24 protein-coding genes and 1 riboswitch are annotated in these 24,599 nt (G+C 71.7%); of the genes, 17 read left to right on the top strand and 7 right to left on the bottom strand.

The features are described 5' to 3' along the window. Positions 1-43: 43 nt before the first annotated feature. Positions 44-481 carry a MerR family transcriptional regulator gene (locus SNOUR_RS27385; protein WP_067352067.1) on the bottom strand — a complete coding sequence of 146 codons (438 nt, stop codon included), beginning with the start codon at positions 479-481 and terminating at the stop codon, positions 44-46. A gap of 49 nt (positions 482-530) precedes the next feature. Between SNOUR_RS27385 and SNOUR_RS27380 the strand changes: the two genes are divergently transcribed. The 3 genes from SNOUR_RS27380 (at position 531) to SNOUR_RS27370 (ending at position 2,694) form a co-directional block, all read left to right on the top strand. After that, on the top strand, positions 531-1,415 hold the full coding sequence (locus SNOUR_RS27380) for an NAD(P)-dependent oxidoreductase (RefSeq protein WP_067352064.1): 885 nt from the start codon (positions 531-533) through the stop codon (positions 1,413-1,415). A gap of 246 nt (positions 1,416-1,661) precedes the next feature. Then, positions 1,662-1,991 carry an antibiotic biosynthesis monooxygenase family protein gene (locus SNOUR_RS27375; RefSeq protein ID WP_312633895.1) on the top strand — a complete coding sequence of 110 codons (330 nt, stop codon included), beginning with the start codon at positions 1,662-1,664 and terminating at the stop codon, positions 1,989-1,991. A 127-nt stretch (positions 1,992-2,118) separates the two neighbouring features. Then, entirely contained in the window at positions 2,119-2,694 is a 576-nt protein-coding gene (locus SNOUR_RS27370; protein ID WP_067352062.1) for a GNAT family N-acetyltransferase, read from the top strand. On the opposite strand, the gene SNOUR_RS27365 is transcribed toward SNOUR_RS27370, so the two are convergent. Then, positions 2,684-4,777, bottom strand: a complete 2,094-nt coding sequence (locus tag SNOUR_RS27365; protein ID WP_067352059.1) for an MDR family MFS transporter — start codon at positions 4,775-4,777, stop codon at positions 2,684-2,686. The genes SNOUR_RS27370 and SNOUR_RS27365 overlap by 11 nt on opposite strands. A gap of 687 nt (positions 4,778-5,464) precedes the next feature. Between SNOUR_RS27365 and SNOUR_RS27360 the strand changes: the two genes are divergently transcribed. From SNOUR_RS27360 to SNOUR_RS27335, 6 genes are all read left to right on the top strand, one after another. After that, positions 5,465-6,193 carry a peptidoglycan-binding protein gene (locus SNOUR_RS27360; protein ID WP_079142916.1) on the top strand — a complete coding sequence of 243 codons (729 nt, stop codon included), beginning with the start codon at positions 5,465-5,467 and terminating at the stop codon, positions 6,191-6,193. A 314-nt stretch (positions 6,194-6,507) separates the two neighbouring features. Further along, the gene (locus tag SNOUR_RS27355; RefSeq protein ID WP_067352057.1) at positions 6,508-7,170 is read left to right on the top strand and encodes an HAD-IA family hydrolase; all 663 of its coding nucleotides are present in this window, start codon (positions 6,508-6,510) and stop codon (positions 7,168-7,170) included. 341 nt (positions 7,171-7,511) lie between these two features. Next, the gene (locus tag SNOUR_RS27350; protein WP_067352054.1) at positions 7,512-8,156 is read left to right on the top strand and encodes an HNH endonuclease family protein; all 645 of its coding nucleotides are present in this window, start codon (positions 7,512-7,514) and stop codon (positions 8,154-8,156) included. A 277-nt stretch (positions 8,157-8,433) separates the two neighbouring features. After that, entirely contained in the window at positions 8,434-10,362 is a 1,929-nt protein-coding gene (locus SNOUR_RS27345) for an FAD/NAD(P)-binding protein (protein ID WP_067352052.1), read from the top strand. A gap of 123 nt (positions 10,363-10,485) precedes the next feature. Next, entirely contained in the window at positions 10,486-10,950 is a 465-nt protein-coding gene (locus SNOUR_RS27340) for a DoxX family protein (RefSeq protein WP_067352049.1), read from the top strand. A gap of 151 nt (positions 10,951-11,101) precedes the next feature. Continuing rightward, on the top strand, positions 11,102-11,740 hold the full coding sequence (locus tag SNOUR_RS27335) for a DedA family protein (RefSeq protein WP_067352047.1): 639 nt from the start codon (positions 11,102-11,104) through the stop codon (positions 11,738-11,740). A gap of 16 nt (positions 11,741-11,756) precedes the next feature. Here SNOUR_RS27335 and SNOUR_RS27330 read toward each other — a convergent pair whose 3' ends face one another. Further along, positions 11,757-12,710, bottom strand: coding sequence for a universal stress protein (locus tag SNOUR_RS27330; protein WP_067352044.1), 954 nt, complete (start codon positions 12,708-12,710; stop codon positions 11,757-11,759). Between the two features lie 258 nt (positions 12,711-12,968). Here SNOUR_RS27330 and SNOUR_RS27325 point away from each other — a divergent pair, with 258 nt between their 5' ends. After that, positions 12,969-14,132, top strand: coding sequence for a methyltransferase (locus SNOUR_RS27325; RefSeq protein ID WP_067352042.1), 1,164 nt, complete (start codon positions 12,969-12,971; stop codon positions 14,130-14,132). Positions 14,133-14,315: 183 nt separating this feature from the next. On the opposite strand, the gene SNOUR_RS27320 is transcribed toward SNOUR_RS27325, so the two are convergent. Continuing rightward, complete coding sequence (locus tag SNOUR_RS27320) at positions 14,316-14,900, bottom strand: TetR/AcrR family transcriptional regulator (RefSeq protein ID WP_167739072.1); 585 nt, start codon at positions 14,898-14,900, stop codon at positions 14,316-14,318. A gap of 106 nt (positions 14,901-15,006) precedes the next feature. On the opposite strand from SNOUR_RS27320, the gene SNOUR_RS27315 reads away from it, so the two are divergent. The 4 genes from SNOUR_RS27315 to nicT all read left to right on the top strand — a co-directional run bounded on the left by SNOUR_RS27315 (position 15,007) and on the right by nicT (position 18,860). Beyond that, positions 15,007-15,663, top strand: coding sequence for a nucleoside/nucleotide kinase family protein (locus tag SNOUR_RS27315; RefSeq protein ID WP_067352037.1), 657 nt, complete (start codon positions 15,007-15,009; stop codon positions 15,661-15,663). Positions 15,664-15,788: 125 nt separating this feature from the next. After that, a complete protein-coding gene (locus SNOUR_RS27310) occupies positions 15,789-16,484 on the top strand; it encodes a MarR family winged helix-turn-helix transcriptional regulator (protein ID WP_079142915.1) in 696 nt (231 codons plus the stop codon). Then, positions 16,481-17,332, top strand: coding sequence for an alpha/beta fold hydrolase (locus SNOUR_RS27305; protein ID WP_067352034.1), 852 nt, complete (start codon positions 16,481-16,483; stop codon positions 17,330-17,332). Before SNOUR_RS27310 ends, SNOUR_RS27305 begins: the two co-directional genes overlap by 4 nt. Before the next feature lie 68 nt (positions 17,333-17,400). Continuing rightward, positions 17,401-17,614, top strand: a riboswitch (cobalamin riboswitch). A 31-nt stretch (positions 17,615-17,645) separates the two neighbouring features. After that, complete coding sequence (nicT, locus tag SNOUR_RS27300; protein ID WP_312633878.1) at positions 17,646-18,860, top strand: Nickel transporter NicT; 1,215 nt, start codon at positions 17,646-17,648, stop codon at positions 18,858-18,860. Between the two features lie 111 nt (positions 18,861-18,971). Here nicT and SNOUR_RS27295 read toward each other — a convergent pair whose 3' ends face one another. Continuing rightward, positions 18,972-19,472 carry a VOC family protein gene (locus SNOUR_RS27295; protein ID WP_067352032.1) on the bottom strand — a complete coding sequence of 167 codons (501 nt, stop codon included), beginning with the start codon at positions 19,470-19,472 and terminating at the stop codon, positions 18,972-18,974. Positions 19,473-19,704: 232 nt separating this feature from the next. Here SNOUR_RS27295 and SNOUR_RS27290 point away from each other — a divergent pair, with 232 nt between their 5' ends. From SNOUR_RS27290 to SNOUR_RS46400, 3 genes are all read left to right on the top strand, one after another. After that, positions 19,705-20,136 carry a GNAT family N-acetyltransferase gene (locus SNOUR_RS27290; RefSeq protein ID WP_067352029.1) on the top strand — a complete coding sequence of 144 codons (432 nt, stop codon included), beginning with the start codon at positions 19,705-19,707 and terminating at the stop codon, positions 20,134-20,136. Then, complete coding sequence (locus SNOUR_RS27285; RefSeq protein WP_079142914.1) at positions 20,133-21,182, top strand: D-alanine--D-alanine ligase family protein; 1,050 nt, start codon at positions 20,133-20,135, stop codon at positions 21,180-21,182. The genes SNOUR_RS27290 and SNOUR_RS27285 overlap by 4 nt, the downstream gene beginning before the upstream one ends. A gap of 462 nt (positions 21,183-21,644) precedes the next feature. Then, on the top strand, positions 21,645-21,821 hold the full coding sequence (locus SNOUR_RS46400; RefSeq protein WP_159425928.1) for a hypothetical protein: 177 nt from the start codon (positions 21,645-21,647) through the stop codon (positions 21,819-21,821). A 678-nt stretch (positions 21,822-22,499) separates the two neighbouring features. Here SNOUR_RS46400 and SNOUR_RS43380 read toward each other — a convergent pair. Continuing rightward, a complete protein-coding gene (locus tag SNOUR_RS43380; protein ID WP_079142913.1) occupies positions 22,500-24,173 on the bottom strand; it encodes a caspase, EACC1-associated type in 1,674 nt (557 codons plus the stop codon). After that, on the bottom strand, positions 24,170-24,535 hold the full coding sequence (locus SNOUR_RS49285) for an effector-associated constant component EACC1 (protein WP_376738550.1): 366 nt from the start codon (positions 24,533-24,535) through the stop codon (positions 24,170-24,172). Before SNOUR_RS49285 ends, SNOUR_RS43380 begins: the two co-directional genes overlap by 4 nt. Positions 24,536-24,599: the final 64 nt, after the last annotated feature.

The raw sequence follows: 24,599 nt of genomic DNA, 5'->3' as shown, positions 1-24,599 counted from the left end.
ACGAGCCTGGCGCCTTCACGGTGTTGGGCGTCCCGGGTACTGATCAAATGAGTGGAGAACGCTCCCGACCTGGGACGATGGAAACGGGCTCCGGATCAGCATCATCAAAGGGCGGATGGCTCTCACTGCCCGTTCGCCCGGCCGCATCGATGTAGTCGACAAGAGCGTCGCGGGATCGAGCAAGGCGTTCCATCTGCTCGTCCAGTCGCTGCAGCCGTGACCGCATCGCAGCGAGCCACTCGGGACACCCGGGCAGCTGCGGGGCCTCTCCGACCGCACAGGGCAGCACGTACGCGATGTCCTCGGAGGACAGACCGGCACCCAGCAGATGCCGGATCTGCCTGACCCGCAGCACGGCGCGCTCGTCGTATTCGCGGTAGCCGTTCGCGCCGCGGTCCGCCTCCAGCAGGCCCTGGGCCTCGTAGTAGCGCAATTGATGGGTGTTGACGCCCGTCCGGCGCCCCAGTTCCCCGATCCGCATCAAAACCTCGCTTGACCTTCACACCGGTATCAACGTTGACGATGCCACCATGAACAACACAACCGAAACACCCGTGACCATCATCGGCCTTGGACGGATGGGCCAGGCACTCGCCAGCGCGTTCCTCGAAGCCGGGCACCCCACCACCGTATGGAACCGTACGGCCTCCAAGGCCGACCAGTTGGTGGCCGACGGTGCCCTGCTGGCGCCAACGGTGGGCGACGCACTCAAGGCGGGTTCCCTGACGATCGTCTGCGTCACCGACTACCAGGCCATGCACGCTCTGCTCGGAGCGGACGACATCGAGCTGGACGGCATGACGTTGGTGAACCTGACCTCGGGTGACTCGGCCCAGGCCCGGGAGGCCGCCCAATGGGCCGAGCAGCGCGGCGCCCGTTACCTGGACGGCGCCATCATGGCGATCCCGCTGGCGATCGGGACCGCTGAGGCGGTGATTCTGCACAGCGGGCCGCAGGCGGACTTCGAGGCACACAAGACAACACTCGACGCGCTCGGCACCGTCACCTACCTTGGTGCGGATCACGGGCTGGCGTCCCTGTACGACGTGGCGGGGCTGGCCATGATGTGGAGCGTCCTGAACGCTTGGCTCCAGGGCGCGGCCCTGCTCAGGACGGCCGGTGTGGACGCCGCGACGTATGCGCCGTTCGCGCAGCGGATGGCCACCGGGGTGGCCGAATGGCTGCCGGGGCATGCCGAACAGATCGACCGTGGCTCCTTCCCTGCCGAGGTGGCGTCCTTGGAAACCCACGTCCGGGCGATGGCTCACCTGATCGAGGAGAGCGAGGCGGTGGGTGTCAATGCCGAACTGCCGAAGTTGATCAAGGAGATGGCCGACCGCGCGATCGCCGCCGGACACGGCGGGGAGCAGTATCCCGTGCTGATCGAAGAGTTCGGCAAACCCCGCGACAACTGATCGATCCCGACACCGGGATCTCCCGCGCTCCACGTTCGGATCCCAGCCCGAGCGGCCCACGTCCGCGAAGCTTCCCGCCGGCTCCCGGCCCTTCGCCCTGATCAGCGCCTCGCGCTTCTCCCGCTGAGCCTCGGGGCTGGCCCGGGAATCGTCCTCACGACGCTTTGACCGTCCGATGTAGGAGACTGCACGCACTTGGTCCAGATGACGACGCCAGTCAGGCGTCCGGTTCGTGAGAGGTGTCATGTGCCCAGCGTGGTAAAGATCAATGTGCTGACCGTGCCGGCCGAGCAGCGCGAGGTGTTGGAGAAGCGCTTCGCGTCGCGCGCCGGAACGGTTGATTCGTCGGACGGCTTCGAGTGGTTCGAGCTGCTGCGCCCCGTGGAAGGGACCGACCAGTACCTCGTCTACACCCGGTGGCGTGACGAGGAGTCGTTCCAGGCGTGGATGGAGGGGCCGATGAAGGCCGCGCACCAGCACGGCGGCGAGGGCGGCGAGCGGCCGAAGCCGGCCGCCAGCGGGTCGACGCTGTGGTCCTTCGAGGTCGTGCAGCAGGCCGCGCCCAAGCAGGGCTGACCGCGTCGGCGCACGGCAGGGGTCCCGTCCGTATGCGGCGGGGCCCTTTGCGTGGGGCGGCGGGGTCCGGGTGGGTGAGCGGAAAAGCGGTTGCCCGCGGGGTCGGTGTCGTCGTGACAATGCCGGCATGAGCGATACCACCGCCCCGCCCTGGACGATCACCGCCGAGTCGGTCGACACGCCGGTCGCGCGGGCCCTGTTCCGCGAGTACTACACCGAGGTCGCCGACCGTTATTTCGCGCTGTACGAGGGGCGCCGCGCGAGGCCGGAGGAGATCGACCAGGGCGTGGCCGAGCACCGGGGTGCGGAGCTGATGCCGCCGCGCGGGGTGCTGCTGGTGGCCCGGCACGGCGGCGAGCCGGCCGGTTGCGCCGGGGTCCGGCTGTTGGACGTCCGGACCGCCGAGCTGAAGCAGGTGTTCGTCCGGCCCGGCGCGCGCGGTCTGGGCGTCGCGAGCGGGTTGTTGGCGGCCGCGGAGGCCGCGGCGGTGCGGCTGGGCGCGGAACGGATCCGGCTGGACACCCGGCTGGACCTGACGGAGGCCCTCGCCCTCTACCGGCGGCGCGGTTACGTCGAGATCGCCCCCTACCACTCGGACAGCCCCTACGCGGAGATCTTCTTCGAGAAGCGACTGGCGGGGCCGCGGCGGGCGGGAGCCGGCGACGGGCGACCCAACGGGGCCCGGCCTACGGTCACTTGGTGAGGTCCGGCGGCCGCGACGAGCGCGGCGTGGTGTGGGTCGGGGTGCGCGGCACCGGCGGCCGGGCGTCGCCGTTGTGCGGTTCCTCCTCGTCCGAGCCGCACAGCTCCGCCGTCAGCTCCTGGACGAGTTCGGTCAGGTCGGTGGGCCGGTCCTTGGTCCACCAGTCGCCCAGCAGCTCCGCCAGCGACTCCTGGCGGGCCGCCGAGAGTTGTTCCGCGGCCTCCTTCCCGCGGTCGGTGAGCAGCAGCATCAGCCCCTCGCGGGCGGCCAGGCCGCGCTCCTCGATCTGCCGGACGCCCTCGGCGACCACGCCGAGCGGCACCCGGCTGCGCTCCGCGAGCAGCGCGGGTTCCACCGAGCCGTAGCGGTGGGTGCGCAACACCAGCCAGCTCGCGGCCGGTTTGAGGTCCAGGCCGGCGCGCGCGGTGATCCGCTGGTAGATGTCCTTGCGGCCCTCCATGCTGCCGAGTTTGGACAGCGCGCGGGCGACCTCCTCGCGGGAGGACCGCTCGACGGGGTTGGAGCAGAGGACCTCGCTGGTGTCGGGGGCGGTGACGCTGCCGCGCAGCGGCTCCTCGCGGAGGAACCAGGCCAGGGCGAAGGCGACGAGGACGACCGGGACGGCGTAGAGGAAGACGTCGGTGATGGAGGAGGAGTAGGCGCCGAGGACGCCGGCGGCCTGCGAGGGCGGCAGTTGGGCGATCGTCCGCGGGTCCTGGGCGACCTTCGCCGGGGAGATGCCGGGCGGCAGCGACGCGCCGGCGAGGACGTCGGCGATCCGCGGGCCGAGCCGGTTCGCGAAGATCGTGCCGAAGACGGAGACGCCGAACGAGGCGCCGATGGAACGGAAGAAGGTGGCGCCCGACGTGGCCACCCCGAGGTCCCGGTAGGGGACGGCGTTCTGCACGATGAGCACCAGGACCTGCATGACCAGGCCGAGCCCGAAGCCGAACACGAAGAAGTAGGTGCTCATCAGGGCGACGCCGCTGGACGGGTCGAGCTGGTGCAGGAGCAGCAGGCCGAGGGCGACCACGGCGGTGCCGGCGATCGGGAAGACCTTGTAGCGGCCGGTGCGGGAGACGATCTGCCCGGAGGCGGTCGAGGAGAGCAGCATGCCGAACACCATCGGCAGCATGTGCACGCCGGACATGGTCGGCGAGACCCGCTGGACGACCTGGAGGAACGTCGGCAGGTACGTCATCGAGCCGAACATCGCGAAGCCGATGACGAAGCCGATGACCGAGCAGAGGGTGAAGGTGCGCGAGGTGAACAGGCGCAGCGGGATGACCGGTTCCGCGGCCCGGCGCTCGACGAGGACGAAGGCGACGAGCAGCACGACGCCGAGTCCGGCGAGCAGGGCGGTCTGCCAGGAGGCCCACGGGTAGCTGACGCCGCCGAGCGAGGTCATCAGGACCAGACAGGTGGCGACCGCGGCGATCAGCGCGGTGCCCAGGTAGTCGATGCGGTGCGGGGTGCGGTGGACCGGTATGTGCAGCACGGCGGCGATGACGGCGAGCGCGACGGCGCCGATGGGGAGGTTGATGTAGAAGACCCAGCGCCAGCTGAGGTGGTCCACGAACAGCCCGCCGAGCAGCGGCCCCAGGACGCTGGCGCCACCGAACACGGCTCCGAACAGCCCCTGGTACTTGCCGCGTTCGCGGGGCGGCACGATGTCCCCGACGATCGCCATCGACAGCACGATCAGGCCGCCGCCGCCCAGGCCCTGGAGCGCCCGGAAGCCGATCAGCTCGCCCATGTTCCGCGCGAGACCGCAGAGCACCGAGCCGATCAGGAAGATCACGATGGCGGCCTGGAACAGCTTCTTGCGGCCGTACTGGTCGCCGAGCTTGCCCCACAGGGGCGTCGCCGCCGTGGACGCCAACAGATAGGCGGTCACCACCCAGGAGAGGTGGTTGAGGCCGCCGAGGTCGCTGACGATGGTGGGCAGCGCGGTGGCGACGATGGTCTGGTCGAGTGCCGCGATGAGCAGGCCGAGCAGCAGCGCGCCGATCGCGACCAGGACCGTCCGCCGGGACCGGTCCTCGCCGGGAAGAACGGCAGGAGCGCCGGTGTGCTGCGCCATGAGCGTCGTCTCCCTCGTGTCCGGCACGTACGTGCTCGCGTCCGGCACGTACGCGCGTCGCCGGCCGTCCGTGCGGGTGCCGTGCGGCGGGCCGTACAGCTGTCCGCGGTGACCTCGGGCCTTCCCTCCATCGTGGGCGGTCGCGCCCGATCCGGCCCGCCGAGCGGGCCTGGCCACACCGGGGGCGGGTGGGAGACGTGGGGCGGATCTCGTGGAGCGCCTGCGGGGACGGCGGGCGCTCTGCATAATCGGCTGCCGGTTCGCGCCTCCAGAGAGGGGACCTTCGTGACGGCAGCACCCACCTGCCCGCACTGCTTCGCCCCGGTACGCGGGGACGGCCGGCCGACCTGCCTGTGCGCGGCGGCCGAGGCGGAGGACTTTGATCCGCTGCGCTTACGGCCGTACGTCGCCCTGCCGGACCGGGTCGCCGGGCCGGACGAGGGCGGGGAGGGGGGCACCGCTCCTTGCGCGGGCCCCGGCGCGGGCCCCGATCCCGGCCCCGGCGGCGAGCAGGACCGGCTGGGCTCGCTGGACTCGCTGGACTCGCTGGAGGACTTACCGGGCGTGGACGCCGCGGTCCACAGATTCTCCCGTCCCGCCGGACCGACATCCAGGACCTTCCATACGTCCGGTCCCCTTTCCGGTCCCTTATCCGATCCCTTATCGGGTCCCTTATCGGGTCCCTTGATGGAGGGCGAGACGTCCGCCTCGTTCCCGGAGGGCGCGACGTCCGGCCCGTTCCCGGGGGACGCGGCATCCGGCCCGTTCCCGGAGGACACGGCGTCCGGCCCGTTGCCGCGGGTCGCGGCGTCCGACGGGAGCGGCCCTCCCGCGGGGCGCCGCCGGACCCGGTCCGCCCTCCTGACCGCCGCCGGCACCGCCGTGACCGCCGTGACCGCCGCGGCGATCGTGGTCGGCACGGGGCTGCTCCCGGACGGCGACCGCGACCGTGCGGCGCCCCCGGACCGCGGCACCAGCGCCCCCACCACGGCCGTCCCCACCACCGCCGCCCCCGCCAGCCCCACGCCGACCCCCGTCCGCCCCTCCCCCGCCACCTCGCGCTCCAGGGCGCCCGGCACCCTCCCCCACCCCTCCCGGTCACCGGCCCCTCCCCTGCCGCCCCCGGTACGGGCGTCCGGCAGCGTCGCTGTCCCCTCGGCCGACGCCTCCCCCAGTACGGCCCCCACCGGGCCGATCGTGCTCCGCGAAGGCTCCAGCGGTCCGGAGGTGCTGGAGCTCCAGGGGCGACTGCGGCAGTTGGCGATCTATACGGGGGCGGTGGACGGCCAGTACGGCGCGGAAGTACGGGACGCGGTGGCGCGCTACCAGCGGACCTACGGGGTGCACGACGACCCCGACGGCGTCTACGGGGCCGCGACCCGGGCGTCCCTGGAGGCGCGCACCCAGCAGCCGTGAGCCCGCCGCCTCCGCAGATGCACCACGCACCGGTGGCGGGTGCGCCACGCACCGCCGGCAGGCGCGCCACGGGCGGTCGCGGGTGCACCGCGGGGCGACATGGTCGGACATGTCAGCCCGAGCGTGACGAATGCCATGCCGATCCGAGGGGTCCGTCGGTTGTCGCCGCCCGCCCCCGTTTTGTATCGTGAAAAAACAAAGTGGTTCCGCCCGCACTCCCTGACCGGCGGGCGGGACCGCTTGTGTACTCCTTGTGCACTCCCCTCACGTCCTGGCAGTCCCGCTGCCGGCCCACCGCGCCCAGGAGCCCGCCGATGACGGCCACCACCACGCTCATAGCCCGCGCCCTGCTGCTGGACATGGACAGCACCATCGTGAACTCCGAGGCCGTCGTGGAGCGCTGCTGGCGGCGCTGGGCGGCCGAGCAGGGGCTGCCGGCGGTGGACGTCCTCGAGGTCGTCCACGGGCGACAGGGCTGGGCCACCATGGCGGCGCTGCTGCCGGACCGCCCGATGGAGCAGAACCTGGCGGACAACCGCCGGATGCTGGAGCAGGAGACCGCCGACGTCGAGGGCGTGGTCCCGGTACCCGGCGCGCCCGCGTTCATGGCCGCCCTCGCCCGACTCCCGCACGCCCTGGTGACCTCGGCCGACATCGCGCTGGCCGAGGCCCGCATGGGGGCGGCCGGGCTGCCCATGCCGGACGTGCGGATCACCGCGGAGAGCGTGAGCGCCAGCAAGCCGGACCCCGAGGGCTTCCTCAAGGGCGCCGCCGAGCTGGGCTTCGCCCCCGAGGACTGCCTGGTCTTCGAGGACTCCGAGGCGGGCATCGAGGCCGGCCGGGCCGCCGGCATGCGGGTCGTGGGGGTCGGCGACCGCGCCGCCCGGTTCGCACCCACCGCCCACGTCCGCGACCTCACGCAGATCCGCGTCGAGGGCCTGGTGGACGGCGGGATCGCCGTCCGGATCACGGCCTGAACGGCCCGAACGGCCCGAACGACTCAGGCAGCCCGAACGACTTGAGCAGCCCGCACAGCCCGACCCCCGGGGCCCGTCCGACCGACCGCGGTCGAACGGGCCCCACCCTTTTCCCTGCGGGCGCCGAACCGTACCGGCCCGCATGAGCAGCTATGTGACGCACCATCACCAGCCGTTCCCCATACGACCGTTGGCGCCCCATCTCCAGGGGCGCCACCACCCCCTTGAAGTGACGCGAGCATGCCGCCGCACTGTTACCCGGTGCCCATGTGCCGGCAACCCCACGAACCCACCATGGGCCCGACCGCACGCCGACTTCCCCCCACTTCAAGGGAGTTCCGATGGCACTGGGCTACGCGCGTCGCGTGTCCCTCGTCGCGGCCACGGCCGCCGCCCTGACCAGCACGCTCGTCCTGAGCGGCCAGACCGCCGAGGCCGCCCCGCCCGCACCGCCCGGCGCGGCCACCGCGCGGACGTACCTGGCGCAGATCAAGGAGCAGCCCGAGGGTCCGCAGGACGGCTACAGCCGCGCCAAGTTCCCGCACTGGATCGACCAGGGCCACAACTGCAACACCCGCGAGGTGGTGCTCAAGCGCGACGGCAGGAACGTCCAGCAGGACGGCGACTGCGCCGCGGTGAGCGGCACCTGGGTCTCCGCCTACGACGGGGCGACCTGGACCCAGGCGTCCGATCTGGACATCGACCACGTCGTCCCGCTGTCCGAGGCGTGGAAGTCCGGTGCCGCGCAGTGGACCACCGCGCGCCGCCAGGCGTTCGCCAACGACCTGACGCATTCTCAACTGATCGCCGTCACGGACAACGTCAACCAGGCCAAGGGCGACAAGGACCCGGCGGAGTGGCTGCCGCCGAAGGCGTCGTACCACTGCGAGTACGCCCGGATGTGGGTGTGGGTGAAGCACGCCTACGGGCTGACCGCGGACAGGGCGGAGAAGGCCGCGCTGAAGAAGATCCTCGACGGCTGCTGAGGTCCGGGCCGGACGGGCGGACCCACCCTCGGGGCGTGACCGATATGGGCAGATTCCCTGCCGTATGCGGCTGTTGCCGGTGAAAGCCGGGTGCGGTGTGGTTCGCCGCCACCGACACCCCGCCCACCTGCGAATTCCGCGGAATCTTTGCCCACCCGGGTGCCGCACCGGCGCCTCGGGCGGTGATGATGGGGCGCACATTTGCCGTCGTCCGCCCCATGATGGCCGGCGCGCCCTCCCGCGCGCCGGCCGTCCGCCGCCCCAGGGAGAGCAGCTCTTGGCCGCCGCCCACCCCGTCGACCGCTCCACCCGCCCCGCCGCCCGTCTCGCCGTCGTCGGCGCGGGACCGCGCGGGACGAGCGTCCTGGAGCGGATCTGCGCCTCGGCCGCCGGGCTGGCGCCGGGTACCCGGCTGACCGTGTACGTCATCGACCCCGCGCCGCCCGGCGCCGGCCGGGTGTGGCGCCCCGATCAGCCCGCCGACCTGCTCATGAACACCGTGGCGTCGCAGGTCACCCTGTTCACCGACGACAGCGTGGAGTGCGCGGGCCCGATCCGCACCGGGCCGAGCCTCCACGACTGGGCGGGCCGCGACGTCGGACCGGACGACTATCCGGGGCGCGCGCTGTACGGCCGCTATCTGGAGTGGGTGTTCCGGCGCACGGTGCGGACCGCGCCGGAGGCGGTGACCGTGGTGACGCACCGGGCCCGCGCGGTGCGGCTGACGCAGGCCCCCGACGGCACCCAGGAGCTCGCCCTCGACGACGGCCGGACGCTGACCGGCCTGGGCGCGGTGGTCCTGGCCCAGGGCCATCTGCCGACCCTCCCGGACGCCGGACAGCGGGAGTTGGCCGGCTACGCCGCCGCCCACGGGCTGCACTACCTGCCGCCCGCCAATCCGGCCGACCTCACCGCCGAGCTGGCCGCGCTGCCCGCGGGCCGGCCGGTCCTGCTGCGCGGCCTCGGCCTGAACTTCTTCGACCACCTGGCGCTGCTGACCGCCGGCCGCGGCGGCCGCTTCGTCCCCGGCCCCGACGGCGCCCTGACGTACCGGCCGTCGGGCCTCGAGCCCCGGCTGTACGCGGGCTCCCGGCGCGGTATCCCATACCAGGCGCGGGGCGACAACGCCAAGGGCCCGCACGGCCGCCATCTGCCGCTGCTGCTCACCCCGGACGTGATCGCGGCGTTCCGCAAGCGGGCGGACTCCGGGGATCCGCCGGACTTCCTGGCCGAGGTGTGGCCGCTGGTCGCCAAGGAGGTGGAGGCGGTCTACTACGAGGCACTGTTGGCGCGCCGGGCCGCCGCCCCGGGCGGCCCGTCCGGCGTGGAGCGGGAACGCTTCCGGGAACGCTTCCTGGCCAGCGCGCACCGCAGTCCGCAGGAGGCCGCGAGCCTCGACGCCGTCGGCCTGGCGCCCGCCGACCGCTGGGACTGGGACGCCGTCGCCCACCCGTATCCGGACCTGCCGTTCGCCGACCGGGCGGCGTTCCGCGCCTGGCTGCTGGACCATCTGCGGGCGGACGTCGCACACGCCCGGCTGGGCAACGTGGCCGGCCCGGTGAAGGCGGCCCTGGACGTGCTGCGGGACCTGCGGAACGAGCTGCGGCAGATCGTCGACCACGGCGGGCTGGCGGGCGCCTCCCGCCGCGACCACCTGGACCGCTGGTACACCCCGCTGAACGCGTTCCTGTCGATCGGGCCGCCGCGCCGCCGGACGGCGGAGATGGCGGCGCTCGTCGAGGCCGGCGTGCTGGAGGTGGTCGGCCCCCGTATGGAGGTCCGGACGGGGGCCGGGGACGGGGCGGCGCCCGGTTTCACGGCGCACTCCCCGGCCGTCCCGGGGTCGGGGATCACCGCGGAGGCCCTGATAGAGGCCCGACTCCCGGAACCGGACCTGCGGCGCACCGGGGACGCGCTGTTGGCCCGGCTCCTGGAGGACGGCGGCTGCCGGCCGCACACCGTGGACGGATACGAGACCGGCGGCCTGGACGTGACGCCGAGTCCGTACCACGTCATCGAGGCGGACGGCCGACCGCATCCGCGGCGGTTCGCGGTGGGGGTGCCGACGGAAGGGGTGCACTGGGTGACAGCGGCGGGGGCCCGCCCAGGGGTGGGGTCGATCACATTGGCCGACACGGACGCGGTGGCGCGGGCGGCACTGCGTGCCGTGGGGGCCATGCCGCACCCCATTGGTTCGGACCAATAGCCCCCCTATTCCCAGAATGTTGAACTTGCAAGTACTAGTTAGGGGGGCCTAATCTACAAGACTCCGGTGGGCGCGCCCGTCCCCCGCGCCCGCTCGTCCCCCCAAGACCTAGGAGTCACCGCAATGTCCGCTCCCCTGAACTCCCTCACCCAGCGCAACACCCCGCACGTCCTGGCGCTGTTCCGCGTCGTCGTCGGCCTGCTCTTCGCCTGCCACGGGGCGTCCTCGCTGTTCGGCATCCTCGGTGGCGCGATGGGCACCGGCCACACCGTCCCGACCGGCACCTGGCCCGGCTGGTACGCCGCGGTCATACAGCTGGCCGGTGGCGTCCTGGTGCTGCTGGGCCTGGGCACCCGCGCGGCGGCGTTCGTCAGCTCCGGCTCGATGGCCTACGCCTACTTCTCGATGCACCAGCCCAACGCGCTGTGGCCGATCCAGAACGGCGGCGAGGCGGCCGCCCTGTTCTGCTGGGCCTTCCTGCTGATCGTCTTCACCGGCCCCGGCTCCTGGGCGCTGGACCGGCTCTTCTTCGGCGGCGCGGAGCGCGCGCAGGCGCCCACCGTCGAGCGCGCGCCGAGCACCGTCTGACGCACGGCAGCAACGAGCGACCACGGGCCGGGGCGGGCGCAACCGCCCCGGCCCGTGGTGTCTTTTCGGCCAGGCGTACGCTGTATGGCCGTAGTGCCGCCCCTGCCGCGCCGAGCGACGTCGCGGCGGGGTCCGGACCGGGAGCAAGACGTTGGTGGAGAGCCTGGGGTCGCTGAGCGGCACCCCGTGGGTGTATGTGATCGTCGGCCTCTCGGTCGTCCTCGACGTCTTCGTCCCGATCCTGCCGAGCGGCATCCTGGTGATCACCGCGGCCACCACGGCCGCCGGATCCGGCCCCACCGCCGACGTCGCCGCCACCGTCCACAGCGGGAACCAGCTGGCCGAAATGGCCTCCCTGGTGCTCTGCGCCGCCACCGCGTCCGTCCTCGGCGACCTGGTCGCCTACCGGCTGGCCTGGCGCGGCGGGGACCGCTTCGACCGGGCCATCGGCCGCTCCCGGCGACTGACCGCGGCCCAGCAGCGGCTGGGCGCGGCACTCACCCGGGGCGGCGGCGGCATCGTCGTCCTGGCCCGCTTCGCGCCCGCCGGACGCTCCGTGGTCAGCCTGGGCGCCGGCGTGGCCCACCGGGCGGCCCGCGAGTTCCTCCCCTGGTCGGCGCTGGCCGGCCTGGTGTGGGCCGCGTACAGCGTCAGCCTGGGCTACTTCGGCGGGCACTGGCTCGGCGCGTCCTGGGTGAGCACCGCCCTCTCCGTCCTCGCGCTGTTCGTCGCCGGCTCGGTGGCCGTCTACCTCGTCCGGCGTCCGGAACGGGAGACCGCCGCGCGCTGACCGGGAACCGCCCGCGTCACTCCCCGGCCGCGCCCTCGGAACCGTTGCCCTCGGCCCCGCCGCTCCCGGCGGGGCCGTTCTCGTCCCGGGTCTCCGGCACCACGGCGATCGGGCAGATCGCGTGCAGCAGGACCGCGTGCGCCACCGAGCCCAGCCGCGGCCCGATCGGCAGCCGGCGCCGGTGCCGCGCCACCACGACCAGGTCGCTGCCGCCGGATGCCGCCACCAACTGCCCGGCGGCGTCCCCGGCGCGCAGCTGCACCGCCACCTCCACCCCCGGATACCGGACGCGGTACGGCGCGAGCGCGTCCACCAACTGGAGGCCGAGCGCGTCCTCGTACTCCTGCTGCGTGGACTCGTAGACCGCCGCGTACTCGAAGGCCGGCGGCAGCAGCATCGGCCAGGCGTAGCCGGAGACGACCTGGAGGCGGGCGCCGCGCCGGGCGGCCTCGGCGAAGGCGAAGCCGATCGCGGCGGGCTCGTCGGAGGACGCGTCCACGCCCAGCGTCACCTGTCGGACGGCCGGCGGCACCAGCTCGCCGTCCGGGCCCCGCTCGGCGCCGGCACGGTCCGGGCGCGGCACCACCACGACCGGGCAGGCGGACCGGGCGGCGCAGGCCAGGCCGTTGGAGCCGAGCAGCAGGCTGGCGAACCCGCCCCGGCCGCGCGACCCCAGGACGAGCAGCTGGCCCTCGGCGCCGAGCGCCGGCAGCTCGGTGTCGGCCAGCCCGCTCAGCCCGCGGAACGCCACCTCCGGCAGCTCCGCGAGGAAGGGCCGGCCCCGGAGGTCGGCCAGCACCGGGTCGCCGCCCTGCTCGCCGGCCGCGGCGCGCTCGGCGGTGGCGTACGGCCAGACGTGCACCACCTGGAGCGGCGCCGACCGCCCCCGGGCCGCGCCCGCCGCCCAGCGCAACGCCCGCTCGCTGTCCGGCGATCCGTCCACGCCGACGATGACCGGCAAGGTGCCCATACACGCCTCCACCCATGAGTCCGTACACGCTTGCGCATACGACCGTTTTGCCCCGATGCATCGCCACGTGTTCAGATCCAGTGCGAATTAACCGCACTGGACAGCTTTTGGTCGACTCCCTCCATCCTGTCGCGGAGCCGGTGGCGGAGACAGGGACAAAGGTCCCGCCCCGGGCACGGAGTAGAGTCGAACGTCCCCACCTCCCCCCCTCCCGCCCCGGAGGCGCGGGTCCGAACCACTGACGCGAGGCACACTGCGGTGAACCACCCCCCGGTCGTCGAATGGACCGAGGACGAGCAGGTCCGTACCGCCCGTTGGCATTCCGAGAACGGCGCCCGGCCACCCCGCCGGATCGTCGTCGCGGACGACCGCACCCGGGCCGACGAGGCGTACCGACTCGCCTGCGAGGGCACCGCGCTCCTGTGGCGCGGCGACTTCCACAACGCCCGCCAGCTGTTGACCGCGCTGGCCCGCAGGGTGGACCGCCGCCCGCGCAAGGCGCCGCCCGCCGACGTCACCCAGGCGTTCCACCTGCACCGCGCCGCCCAGAACCAGCGCGCCCGGATCCTCGGCATGCTGCTGATCCCGCTGGACGCGGACCTGGCCGTCCCGTTGCCGCGCGCCCCCGACGTCCGCGAGGCATGCGCCCGGGCATACGGTCCGCCGGAGGGGGCGGAGCCGCCCGCCGGCGCCTCCGGGGACACCGCCACCCTGATCTCCCTACGGGAGCTGCTCGGCGTGATCGGCGCCGACGAATGGCGCCGCAAGGGCGTACAGATCCCGGCCCTGGGCGGCGACCGGATCCATCCGCACTACGGCGTCTTCTCCCCGGCCCGCGGCGAGTACGTCGACCTGGTCGCCGAGGCCCCGCTGCCCGGCCGCGACCTGGCGTTCGACATCGGTACCGGCACCGGCGTCCTGGCATCGGTGCTGGCCCGTCGCGGCGTGCGGCAGATCGTGGCCACCGACCAGGACCCGCGCGCCCTGGCCTGCGCCCGCGAGAACACCGCGCGACTGGGCGTCGCCGACCGGGTGGAGATCGTCGCGGCCGACCTGTTCCCGGCCGGCCGCGCCCCGCTCGTCGTCTGCAACCCCCCGTGGGTGCCCGCCAAGCCGACCTCTCCCGTGGAGCACGCGGTCTACGACCCCGGCAACCGGATGCTGCACGGCTTCCTGACCGGTCTGGCCGACCATCTGACCCCGGGCGGCGAGGGCTGGCTCATCCTCTCCGACCTGGCCGAACACCTCGGCCTGCGGTCACGCGCCGAACTCCTCGACGCCTTCGCCCGGGGCGGCCTCACCGTCCTCGACCGGCTCGACATCGCCCCCCGGCACCCACGCGCCCAGGACACCTCCGACCCGCTCCACGTGGCCCGCGCCGCGGAGGTCACGTCCCTGTGGCGGCTGGGCACGGCGGACTGAACGAGGACGGGGCGGCCGGGCGTACCCCACGGGCGGCCGACGGAAAGTATCGGAAGCACACCGCCCGGGGCGCCCCGTGCCGGGCCTCCCCTGCCGCCCCGTCGCCCCGTTTTCTCGTCGCCCCGTTTTCTCGTTCTTCTCGCCTTCTCGAACGGGCCCCACGGTCGTCTCCTCGAACAGGCCCTACGGCCGCAGCCCGGCGCAGACGGTGCGCACATAGCGGTGCCAGTCACCGGCGCCGTTGCGGATCACCGCGGCCAGTCCGCACACCGCCATCACCACGTCCTCCACCTCGGCGTCCGCCCGGACCGACCCCTCCTCCTTGCCGCGGGCGAGGAGTTGGGCGGCGACCCCCTCGGCGCGCTCCCGGCCCTCGCCGGCCGGTTCGGTGGAGCCGAACGCCGCCTCGATCGCCGCGGAGAGCCCGCGCTCGGCGTCGAGCACCTCCCCGATGTGCGTGAGATAGGCGGCCAGCCCCTCGGCGGCGGTCGGGCACGCCAGGCAGCGGCTGCGCCCGAACTCCACGATCTCCGCCTGCCGTTGCTCCCCCACGGCGGCGATCAGCGCGGCCCGATTGGGGAAGTGCCGGTAGACCGTCCCGATCCCGACGCCCGCGGCACGTGCGATCTCGGGCATCTGTGCCTCGTCGCCGTGCGCCCGCAGCATCTCCCGTGCGGCGTCCAGCACCCGGCCGCGATTGCGCTCGGCGTCGGCGCGCGGCCGGCGCTGCGGGGCAGGAGAGCTGGCGGAGGCGGCGGTACGGGGCACACCGCCGATGCTACTGGCCGCACACCGGGCGGAATCGGACGACGTCCGGCGGGCCGGGCCGGTTGCCCGGCGCCGACCCCGCCCCATCAGGCACGATGGACCCATCATGAACCTCGACGACCTCGCGGCCCGGGCCCGCCGGCTCGCCGCTTCCGCGACGCCCGGCCGGCGCCGGCTGCTCGGCATCGCCGGGCCTCCGGGCGCCGGCAAGTCCACCCTCGCCGCCTGGCTGGCGGCGGAGCTGACCGGCCAGGCGGCGCTCGTCCCGATGGACGGCTTCCACCTCGCCGAGACGGAGTTGCGCCGCCTGGGCCGCACGGACCGCAAGGGGGCGCCGGACACCTTCGACCCGGCCGGTTACGCGGCCCTGCTGTCCCGCCTGCGCTCCCCCGAACCCGGCACACCCGTCTACGCCCCCGCGTTCGACCGCCGCATCGAGGAGCCGGTCGCCGGCAGCATCCCGGTGGCCCCGCACATCCCGCTCGTCATCACCGAGGGCAACTACCTCCTGCTGCACTCCGACCCCTGGGCGCGGATCCGCGAACTGCTCGACGAGGTCTGGTTCATGGAACTGGACGGCCAGGAGCGGGTGCGGCGGCTGATCGCCCGCCACGAGCGGTTCGGCCGCCTGCGCATCGACGCCGAGGATTTCGTCCGCACCTCCGACGAGGCCAACGCCCGCCTCGTGGCGGCCACCCGCCCCCGGGCCGACCTCGTCGTGACCTTCACCGAGGACGAGGCCCCGCCCCGGACGGACGACTGACCCGCCCGGACCCCACCGCCGCCGGTCCCGACGCGACCCCAACTCGGCTCCGCGCCGCACCCCTTCTCCTCGGCCGGGTATCAACACCCCTTCCAAAATGACATCATGGATGTCATCATGACAGCATGAGTGTCATCGAGGGGGATGCCGGCCATGGCGCCGGCCAGGGCATCGGCGCGGATTCCGATGCCGTCGACACCCGACGGACCGCCGACCCGCCGGCGGCGACCGAGGAGCTGTTGCACGACGTCATCCGGCGGCTGTGGCCGCTGCACCGGACGATCGTGCGCGCCGTGGAGCGGGAACTGGAAGGCACCGGCATGACCGCCGGCGAGCACGCCCTGCTCGACGCACTGCGCACCCACGGGCCGCGCACCGTCCCGCAGTTGGCGCGCTCCCTGGGCCTGGACCGACAGCCGGTGCAGCGCTGGGTGAACCACGCGGCGGATCTGGGCCTGGTCGTGACGGCCCCCAATCCCGCGCACCGCCGCTCGTCGCTGATCCGGCTCACCGACGAGGGCACCGAGGTGATGCGCGGGATACAGGACGCCGAGGCGGCGGAACTCCGCCGCGGGCTGGCCGACCTGTCGCCCGGGGAGGTCCGCACGGCGCTGCGGGTCCTGGATCGGCTCGGCGAGGAATTCCGGCACTTGGCGGACGGCTCGCGCGTTCCCCCGGAGGAAAGCGGCAATCCCGAAATGCCGGACGCCGCCGACCAGGAGGACGCACAGGCCGCGATACCGCCCGCACACGGGCACCGACCGCCGGCGCCCGCCCGACCAGCCGACCGCCCGACGCAGACAGAAGGCCCCGCAGCATGACCCACGACTTCCAGGCATGGTCCGAGATCGACAACGGCACCGTGCCGATCGCCGACGACGGCGAGCTGTTCTACGAGACGGCCGGCTCGGGACCTGCGGTGGTGCTGCTGCACGGCGGCATGCTCGACCAGCACATGTGGGACGAGCAGTTCTCCTGGCTGGTCAACTCCGGCCTGCGGGTGGTCCGTTACGACTCCCGCGGCCACGGCCTCTCCTCCACGGTGACGGGCGACTGGGCCAACCACGACGACCTGGCGGCCCTGCTGGACGCGCTCGACATACCGCGCGCCGTCCTCGTCGGCCTCTCGCACGGCTCCCGGGTCGCGCTGGACACCGCGCTCGCCCACCCGGACCGGGTCTCGGCCCTCTTCCTCGCCGCCCCCGGGGTCAGCGGTCGCCCCTTCACCGACCCCTTCGTCCTGGAGCACATCCGGGGGCAGGTCGCCGCGATCGGTGCACCGGACGGCGCGGAGCGCTATGTGGAGCACTTCCTCCGGATGTGGGTGGACGGGCCGTACCGCGCGCCGTCCGCCGTGCACCCCGGCTTCCGGGAGCGGATGCGTGCCTCCGCGAGCGCCAATGTCGAGGTGCACGCCGACGGTGTGGGCGCCGGCATGCCCCTGGAGGTCGGCGCCGCGGACCGCCTGGCCGAGATCAAGGTGCCGACCACCGTCCTCGACGGCGACCTCGACTCCACCGACATATCCGCCAACGCCCACGCCATAGCGCTACAGGTCCCCGGCGCCCGCCGCATCCGCGTCCCCGCCGCGGGCCATATGGTGAACCTGGAGAACACCCCGCTCTTCGACCAGGAATTGCACGCCTTCCTGTCGTCCCTGGCCCTCTGAGACGGCCCGTCCCGCCCCGGGCGAGGGCCCGGGGCGCCACCGGGCCGGCCCGCTGCCCTCGGCGCCCGCTAGAGTGACCGGGCCGTGGTGATCGGGAAGACCGGTGCAGGACCTTGTGTCCCAGGCCGGCGCGGCCCTCGCCACTGTGATCGGGGAGTTTCCACCCCTCTCCGTACGCGCCCGGTGCGCGTACGGCGCCACTGACCGCAGCCTGCGGCCGGGAAGGCGGGGCGGACGCGTGCACCCGTAAGCCAGGAGACCGGCCACGGCATCTCACGAACTGATCCACGAGGTGCTGGAGCGTGATGGCCGAATGGCCCTGTCCACGAATACCCCGGGAAATTCCCCCTCCCCCCGCGACGCGTCCCTCGGCGGCATATCCGGATCCACCGGTTCCTTCCGCTGGCAGCGTCGGGACACCGTCCGCACGGCCGGGCTGATGACCGTGATCGCCGTGCTGCACATCGTCGCCTTCGGCGTGCTGTTCCTGCTGGTCGTGCCGGGCCACTACACGGTCGGCAGCCAGGTGTTCGGTGCCGGCCTCGGCATCACCGCGTACACCCTGGGCATGCGGCACGCCTTCGACGCCGACCACATCGCGGCGATCGACAACACCACCCGCAAGCTGATGGCCGACGGCAAACGGCCGGTCTCGGTGGGCTTCTGGTTCGCCCTCGGCCACTCCAGCGTGGTCGTCGTGATGGCCGCGCTGGTGGCGGGCGGCGCCCAGCTCGCCGGCACGCTGATGAACGACAACTCCCGTACACACCAGGTGCTCGGCCTCGTCGGCACGACCGTCTCCGGCACCTTCCTCTACCTCATCGCCGCCCTCAACCTCATCGCCCTGGTCGGCATCCTGAAGGTCTTCCGGGCGATGCGGGCGGGCGCGTACGACGAGCAGGAGCTGGAGCGGCACCTGGATTCCCGGGGCTTCATGAACCGGATCCTGGGCCGTCTCACCAAGTCCATCAGCCGGCCCGGCCAGATGTTCCCGCTCGGTTTCCTCTTCGGCCTCGGCTTCGACACCGCGACCGAGGTGACGCTGATGGTGATGGCGGGCAGCGGTGCCGCGGCGGGCCTGCCCTGGTACGCGATCCTGTGCCTGCCGCTGCTGTTCGCCGCCGGGATGAGCCTGTTCGACACCCTGGACGGCACGTTCATGAACTTCGCCTACCAGTGGGCGTTCTCCAACCCGGTGCGCAAGGTCTACTACAACCTCACCATCACGGGCCTGTCGATCGCGGTCGCGTTCCTCATCGGCACCATCGAGCTGGTGACCGTCCTGCACGACAAGTTCGGGCTGGACGACCCGCTGACGGCCGGGATCTCCTCCCTCGACCTGGACAACGTGGGCTTCATCATCGTCGGCCTGTTCGTCGTGGTGTGGGCCGCGGCGCTGGCGTACTGGCGCCTGGGCGGCGTCGAGAAGCGCTGGACCGCCCGCACGGCGAACGCCCGGCCCGCCGACGACACCGTCCCGGCACCCCGCACCGGGGACACCGACACCCCGTCCCCCGACACCCCCTGAGCACCACCGCCCGTGGGATGCGGCCTCCCCCTCCCCCTTAACAAGGGACGGAGGGAAAGGCCGCACTCCACGGGCAGCACGCACACCGACAGCGCTCGTCCGCGCGACGCCTCAGGTGGCCGAGCCGGCCGCCGCTCCGGTCAGCAGGTCCGGGCCCCAGCGCTCCAGCGCCGCCGCCAGGTCGAGCGGCCGCAGCCGGTCCGCCACCTCCGCCCCCGGCCAGTCCTCCCGCGGCACCCGCCACATCACCTCGAACTCGTTGCCGTCCGGGTCCCGCGCGTAGAGCGACTTGGAGACCAGGTGGTCGCTGGTCCCCACCAGCGCGCCCCGCTCCCGCAGCCGTTCCGCGATCACCGAGAGATCGCCCAGCGTCCCGACCTCCCAGGCCAGGTGGTACAGCCCGATCCGGCCGCCCTCCGGCCCGGGCGCGTCCGGCCCCACCGCGAACAGCCCCAGATCGTGGTCGTTGTGCGAATCGGGCGCGCTCAGAAAGGCCGCCCGCCCCGGAATCTCCACGTCGACCGTGAATCCCAGCACCTCGGTGTAGAACGCCACCGACCGCGCCACCTCACGGATGTACAGCACCGCGTGATTGAGCCGCCGTACGGACATCGATCCTCCATTCCTTACCTCAACTCGTCCCCCGCCGTGTGTCTGCCGGTGCGCACGCAATTTACTTGAAACTTCAAGTCACCAGTCACGATACACCCCTCCCCTGGACCACCAAAGCCCCCCATTCACCACCAAACGACAGCCTCCCGACACTCACCCCACCCCAAAGCCATCACTTTTGTTTTCCAAGCACCTACTTGGAAAACAAAAGCAACATCACTACGATCCCACCATGACCACAACCAGGGAAGATGGATACGAACTGTCCACGGACCCGGACCGGCTCGACGTCGACCTGGTCCACCACTGGCTCTCCACGGACGCGTTCTGGGCGCTCGGCCGCAGCCGGGAGACCGTCGAACAGGCCGCCCGCGCCTCCGTCAACTTCGCCGTCCACACCCCCGACGGCTCCCAGGTCGCCTACGCCCGGGTCGTCACCGACCGGGCGACCTTCGCCTGGCTGTGCGACGTCTACGTCGCACCCGAGCACCGCGGCAGGGGTCTCGGCACATGGCTGGCCGGCGCCGTGCGCGACCACCTCGCCCCCTACCGGCTCAAGCGCGTACTGCTCACCACGTCGGACGCCCACGAGATCTACGCCCGGGCCGGCTTCGTCCCCTTCCCCACCCCCGAAAACCTGATGATCCTGGACCCGGCGGCATGAACGACCCGGGCAAGCGCGTGGTGGTCCTGTGCGGCGGAGAGAGCGCGGAACGCGACGTCTCCCACGCCTCGGGCCGGTCGGTGGCCCGAGCCCTGCTGGAGCGCGGACACGAGGTGACACTGATCGACCCGGCCGCCGCCGTGCCGGTCGTGGCCGGACCGCTGCGCCCCGGCGACGACGTCAAGGAGTGCGCGGTCGGCACGACTCCGCCGCCGCGCGCGGACCGGCCACGATTGCGGCGGCGGATGCACGCGGCGCTGACCGGCGGCCCGGTCCTGGAGCTGCTGCGGGACGCGGAGCTGGTCTTCCTCGCGCTGCATGGCGGCTGGGGCGAGGACGGCCACGTCCAGGCGCTGCTGGAGATGGCGGGCCTGCGGTTCACCGGTGCCGACAGCGCCGCGTGCGCGGCGGCCTGGCACAAACACCGGGCCCGGGCGGTGCTGGCCGCCGCGGGCCTGCCGGTGACCGAGGGAGCGCTGTGGCGCCCCGGGACCGACGAGGTGCCACCGGACGTGCGGCGCCTGCTGGCCCACGGCCCGGTGGTGACCAAGCCGGTCGCGGACGGCTCCAGCGTCTCCGTCCACCGGGTCGAGTCGCTCCCCCACCTGGCGCAAGTCGCCGCCGACGTACCCGCCGACGAGGAGCTCCTGGTGGAACCGTTCCTCCCGGGGCGGGAGTTCACCGTGGCCGTCGTCGGAAGCCGACCGCTCCCCGTGGTCGAGATCGAGCTGACGACTCCGTTGTTCGACTACGCGGCCAAGTACCAACCGGGCGGCGCCAGCGAGATCTGCCCGGCCCGGGTACCGGCCGACTTCGCCCACCGCCTACAGGAGATGGCCCTCCGCGCCCACCAGGCCCTCGGCTTCGGCGCGCACGCCTACTCGCGCACCGACTTCCGCTGCGACGCCCACGGCGAACCCCACTGCATCGAAGTCAACGCCCTCCCCGGCCTGACGCCGACCAGCCTCCTCCCCCTCGCAGCAACCGGCGCCGCCTGGACCTACCCCGACCTGATCCACCAGCTCATGTACCTCACACAATCCTGAACCCCACCCCCGCGCCCCCTCCCCACCCCTGCCCCTGCCCCTGCCCCTGCCCCTGCCCCTGCCCCTGCCCCGACGACCGTCACCAGCACCGAGATTCACCAACCCGCCATCCTTCAACCGACGTTGAGACCGGCCGACGACGTCCACTAACAGGGCCCGCCGCACTCCACAACGGGACCGGACCGCCGCGCAAGACACCCGCACCGCACACGCCCGGGCGTTCCCGGACAACCGGACAAGGCGCCGGCCGGCGCCGGCCCGAGTCGCCTGCCCGGCTGCGCCCCGGGGTTCGGCTGCCCACCGGTCCGGACGAGCAGGGCTGATGCCGCCCTGGCCGCAAACGGCCCGCAGCGCCGGCGCAGCGTTGGAGTGACATGGCCGCCCGCCTGAGGTGGTTCGGGCGATGAGGGGAAGGATGGCGAAAGATTCTGCCGATGAATGCCTTGACGAGCGGAGGTCCCCATGAAGCGCCTGCCCGCGCTCGCTACCGCGGTAGCGGCCTCAGTACTGATCATCCTCGGAGCCGGCACCGCCAGCGCCGACGGGAAGCCCGACAACGGATCCACCCGGATCGGAACCGCCCCGATCACCGAAGGTCTGCAAAAAATCGTGAGCGGCTCGTTCCTTCTGGACATGTGAGCCCCTCAGGGACAGGTCCATAGAGCCATCACCCCGCGCCCAGCCGGGCGCGACGCCCCCGTGCATGCCCGCCCAAGGGCGAGGACGGGGGCGCAGTCGTTTGCGGTACCACGGCGTTCCGTAAACCACGGCCGGACGGATCCCCACACCTCGCCCGCGGGGCCGGTCCGATGCGACCAAGGGGATCCCTGCCGCTCGGCCTGCCGATGCCCTCCGAGGGCATGTGGGCCCACAACCGACTCCGCCAACCGGCTCCGACCAACCGACTCCGGCCAACCGGCTCCGGCCAACCGGCTCCGATCATGGAAACGGCCCCTCACTCAGTGGAGTGGGGGGCCGCTGACCTCATGGTTTATCCGTGTGGGCACAGACGGATTTGAACCGCCGACATCTGCTTTGCAAGTCTGGGGGGTGGCCTCCAGGACATTTGCGGTGGTCACACCACGGGCCGTCTTCTCCGGCCCTCAACGCAGTCTCTGCACTGCCATCCACCCCCGTTGACCGTGACTGACCGCCCGATCTGGCACGCGTCGAACACCGCTTCAGGAGTGCGCGCCAGTGCCCACTGTCAGACCGCGCGGAGCCGTCTGTTTGACGTCGGCCCTTGTGCCGGACTCCATCGAGATGTGCTGACATCCAGCACCGTTGACGTCGAGTGTGGGCATCCGTCTCGCTGCGTCACTCCACATCACTCCACCGGTTACGGTGCTGCTTCACACACTCCAGGTCGATGGTGTGCTGAGGGTGCGTATTCAGAACGCCCACCTCCTCGCCGGCCCGGATGACGTTGAGATCGTCATTAAGGACGATGGCACCGGCATCCAACATCACATGACAGTTTGGGCAGAGGCAGAGCACATTGCCAGCTGTGTCCGGACCGTTGTGCGGACTTTCCAGAGCCTGAAGGTGTGCGCCTTCGCTGTAACTCCCGCCAGGCACTTCGATACGCACACTGCAGATCTGGCATCGGTTATCGTGCAATTCCTTGACCTGGCGATGCGTGGCATTGCTATGAACGATTCGCTGCACAGTGGCAGCAACTCGTTCGGACTGATCGATGCCTCTCGATTTTTTTCGCGCGGTTACGCGCTCAATCTTGGACTCCATCAAATCGCCAAGGACGCCCTGTTGTTTCATCTCCGGGAGCGGAGTGCCCTCGCACGCTTCTAGCCGAAACTGCCAAATCAAGAAACCATCGAGGCTGGTCTTGCTGCCGTAGCTGGTCACGCGGTAGAGGCCATCGTACCGATAGCCCTTACTGGGCGCATAGGGTGAGGCGCTCTGCCAGCCGCGGATAACCCGGACTGGAAACCCTTCGAGGTAACTGGTCACCAGGGCCGCGTTGCCGGAGTCGTCCAGGGATTGATCTCTGATCTGGTTCCCGGCCTGATCTTGTCCGCCGTGACCGGTGTAGATGATGACATCACCATGGTCCTCGTCATCTTTGTAGCCACCGGAGAGGACGATGGACTCGGCGCCGGTCTTTCTGGTTCCACAGATTCCGGCCTGTAGCGGGCGATGCACCCCCGCATCGTGTGCCTGACGCCGCGTGCTGAATCGGTGCCCGGCCTGAATATTAATCAGAGGTGCGTCGACTTGGCGGCTCTTGGTCAGCATCAGGCTTCCCGCGGCATTGATTGCGCGACGCTGAGGGCGAGGAAGTCCACGCTCAAGGAGGCGAAGATCCACCTCCCGGAAGACCTCATCCAACGTGAGCGATACTTTGTACTCTTCGTCCTTGAACGATTCGTTGTACTCTTCGCTGCGCAGCGCCCTTAACAGGGCATCAGTGAAGGCTGTGTATTTCGCGCCCGCCGGCGCGTAGGAGGTGCCATTCGCCGGCGCCGAGGTCATCGTGTAGGTGCCAGCGATGTCGATCTGCCCGGATATCACTCCGTTGGGACCCGACATCGCCTCGACCGCGCGACCTGAAAAACAGCAATCCAAAACGAGTACCCGAATTACTGCCGGGCTGGCCGCGATCTCCTCCCGGAGGAAATCGAAGGGGAGCGCCGTCCAGCGCAATTGATCGGGCTTCGTGGAGGACAAGGAGAGGTACAGTCTGCCGCGCTCATCGACCAGCCCATGCCCGCTGTAATACACAAAGAGCACGTCCGTGGCTTCCGAGTTTCGTGCGAGGGCTTGGCCGATCTCTGACGTCGCTGCGGGATCCTTGAGAAGGGTGCAGCGCTCAGCAGCGAGGGATCCGGTTGTTGAGCTGGTGAGCGCCGCATGAAGGCCCTCTAGGTTGTTTGAAACGGCCGGCATGGAGGGCAACCCACCCGCCTCCGAGAACGTGCTGGCACCGATCAACACAGCTCGCGAACGGGCCGGGTCGGGGAAACGGGTCACGCCCCTTCCTCCGCCCGAAGTATTCGCTCTATGTCTCTCGCTAGCGCTTGGGCGTCGACCCGCTTGGCATCGACTTCAACGCTCCGCCCATCACGTGCAGTTACTGTCAACTTGACATCCGAACGACGCTGCGAGATCCATGCGGTCAATGAGCTCGTCAACGCCACTCCGATCCCGCCGGAGCCAAGAACTACTGTGAGCGCATCGACTAGCCCGCCCATCTCGTCGGCGCCAACTGGCGCGTGTTCCAGCCGGACCCGCCCGCGCAAGGCATCGTCCCACTGCAACCAAGCCAGCAGGGAGCGCAGTTCGTCAGCTCCGTTGTCAGTACGGATCCACAGCTGTTGAGAGTCTGGATTCACCACAGACGTATCTTGCCGGGTATGGATTGAACGCGCATCAACTTGCACATAGGGCGTCCGAAAT

The sequence above is a fragment of the Streptomyces noursei ATCC 11455 genome (assembly GCF_001704275.1).
Lineage (GTDB): Bacteria > Actinomycetota > Actinomycetes > Streptomycetales > Streptomycetaceae > Streptomyces > Streptomyces noursei.
The sequence above is the reverse complement of the archived record's forward strand: the minus strand, read 5'-3'. Positions and strand labels throughout refer to the sequence as shown.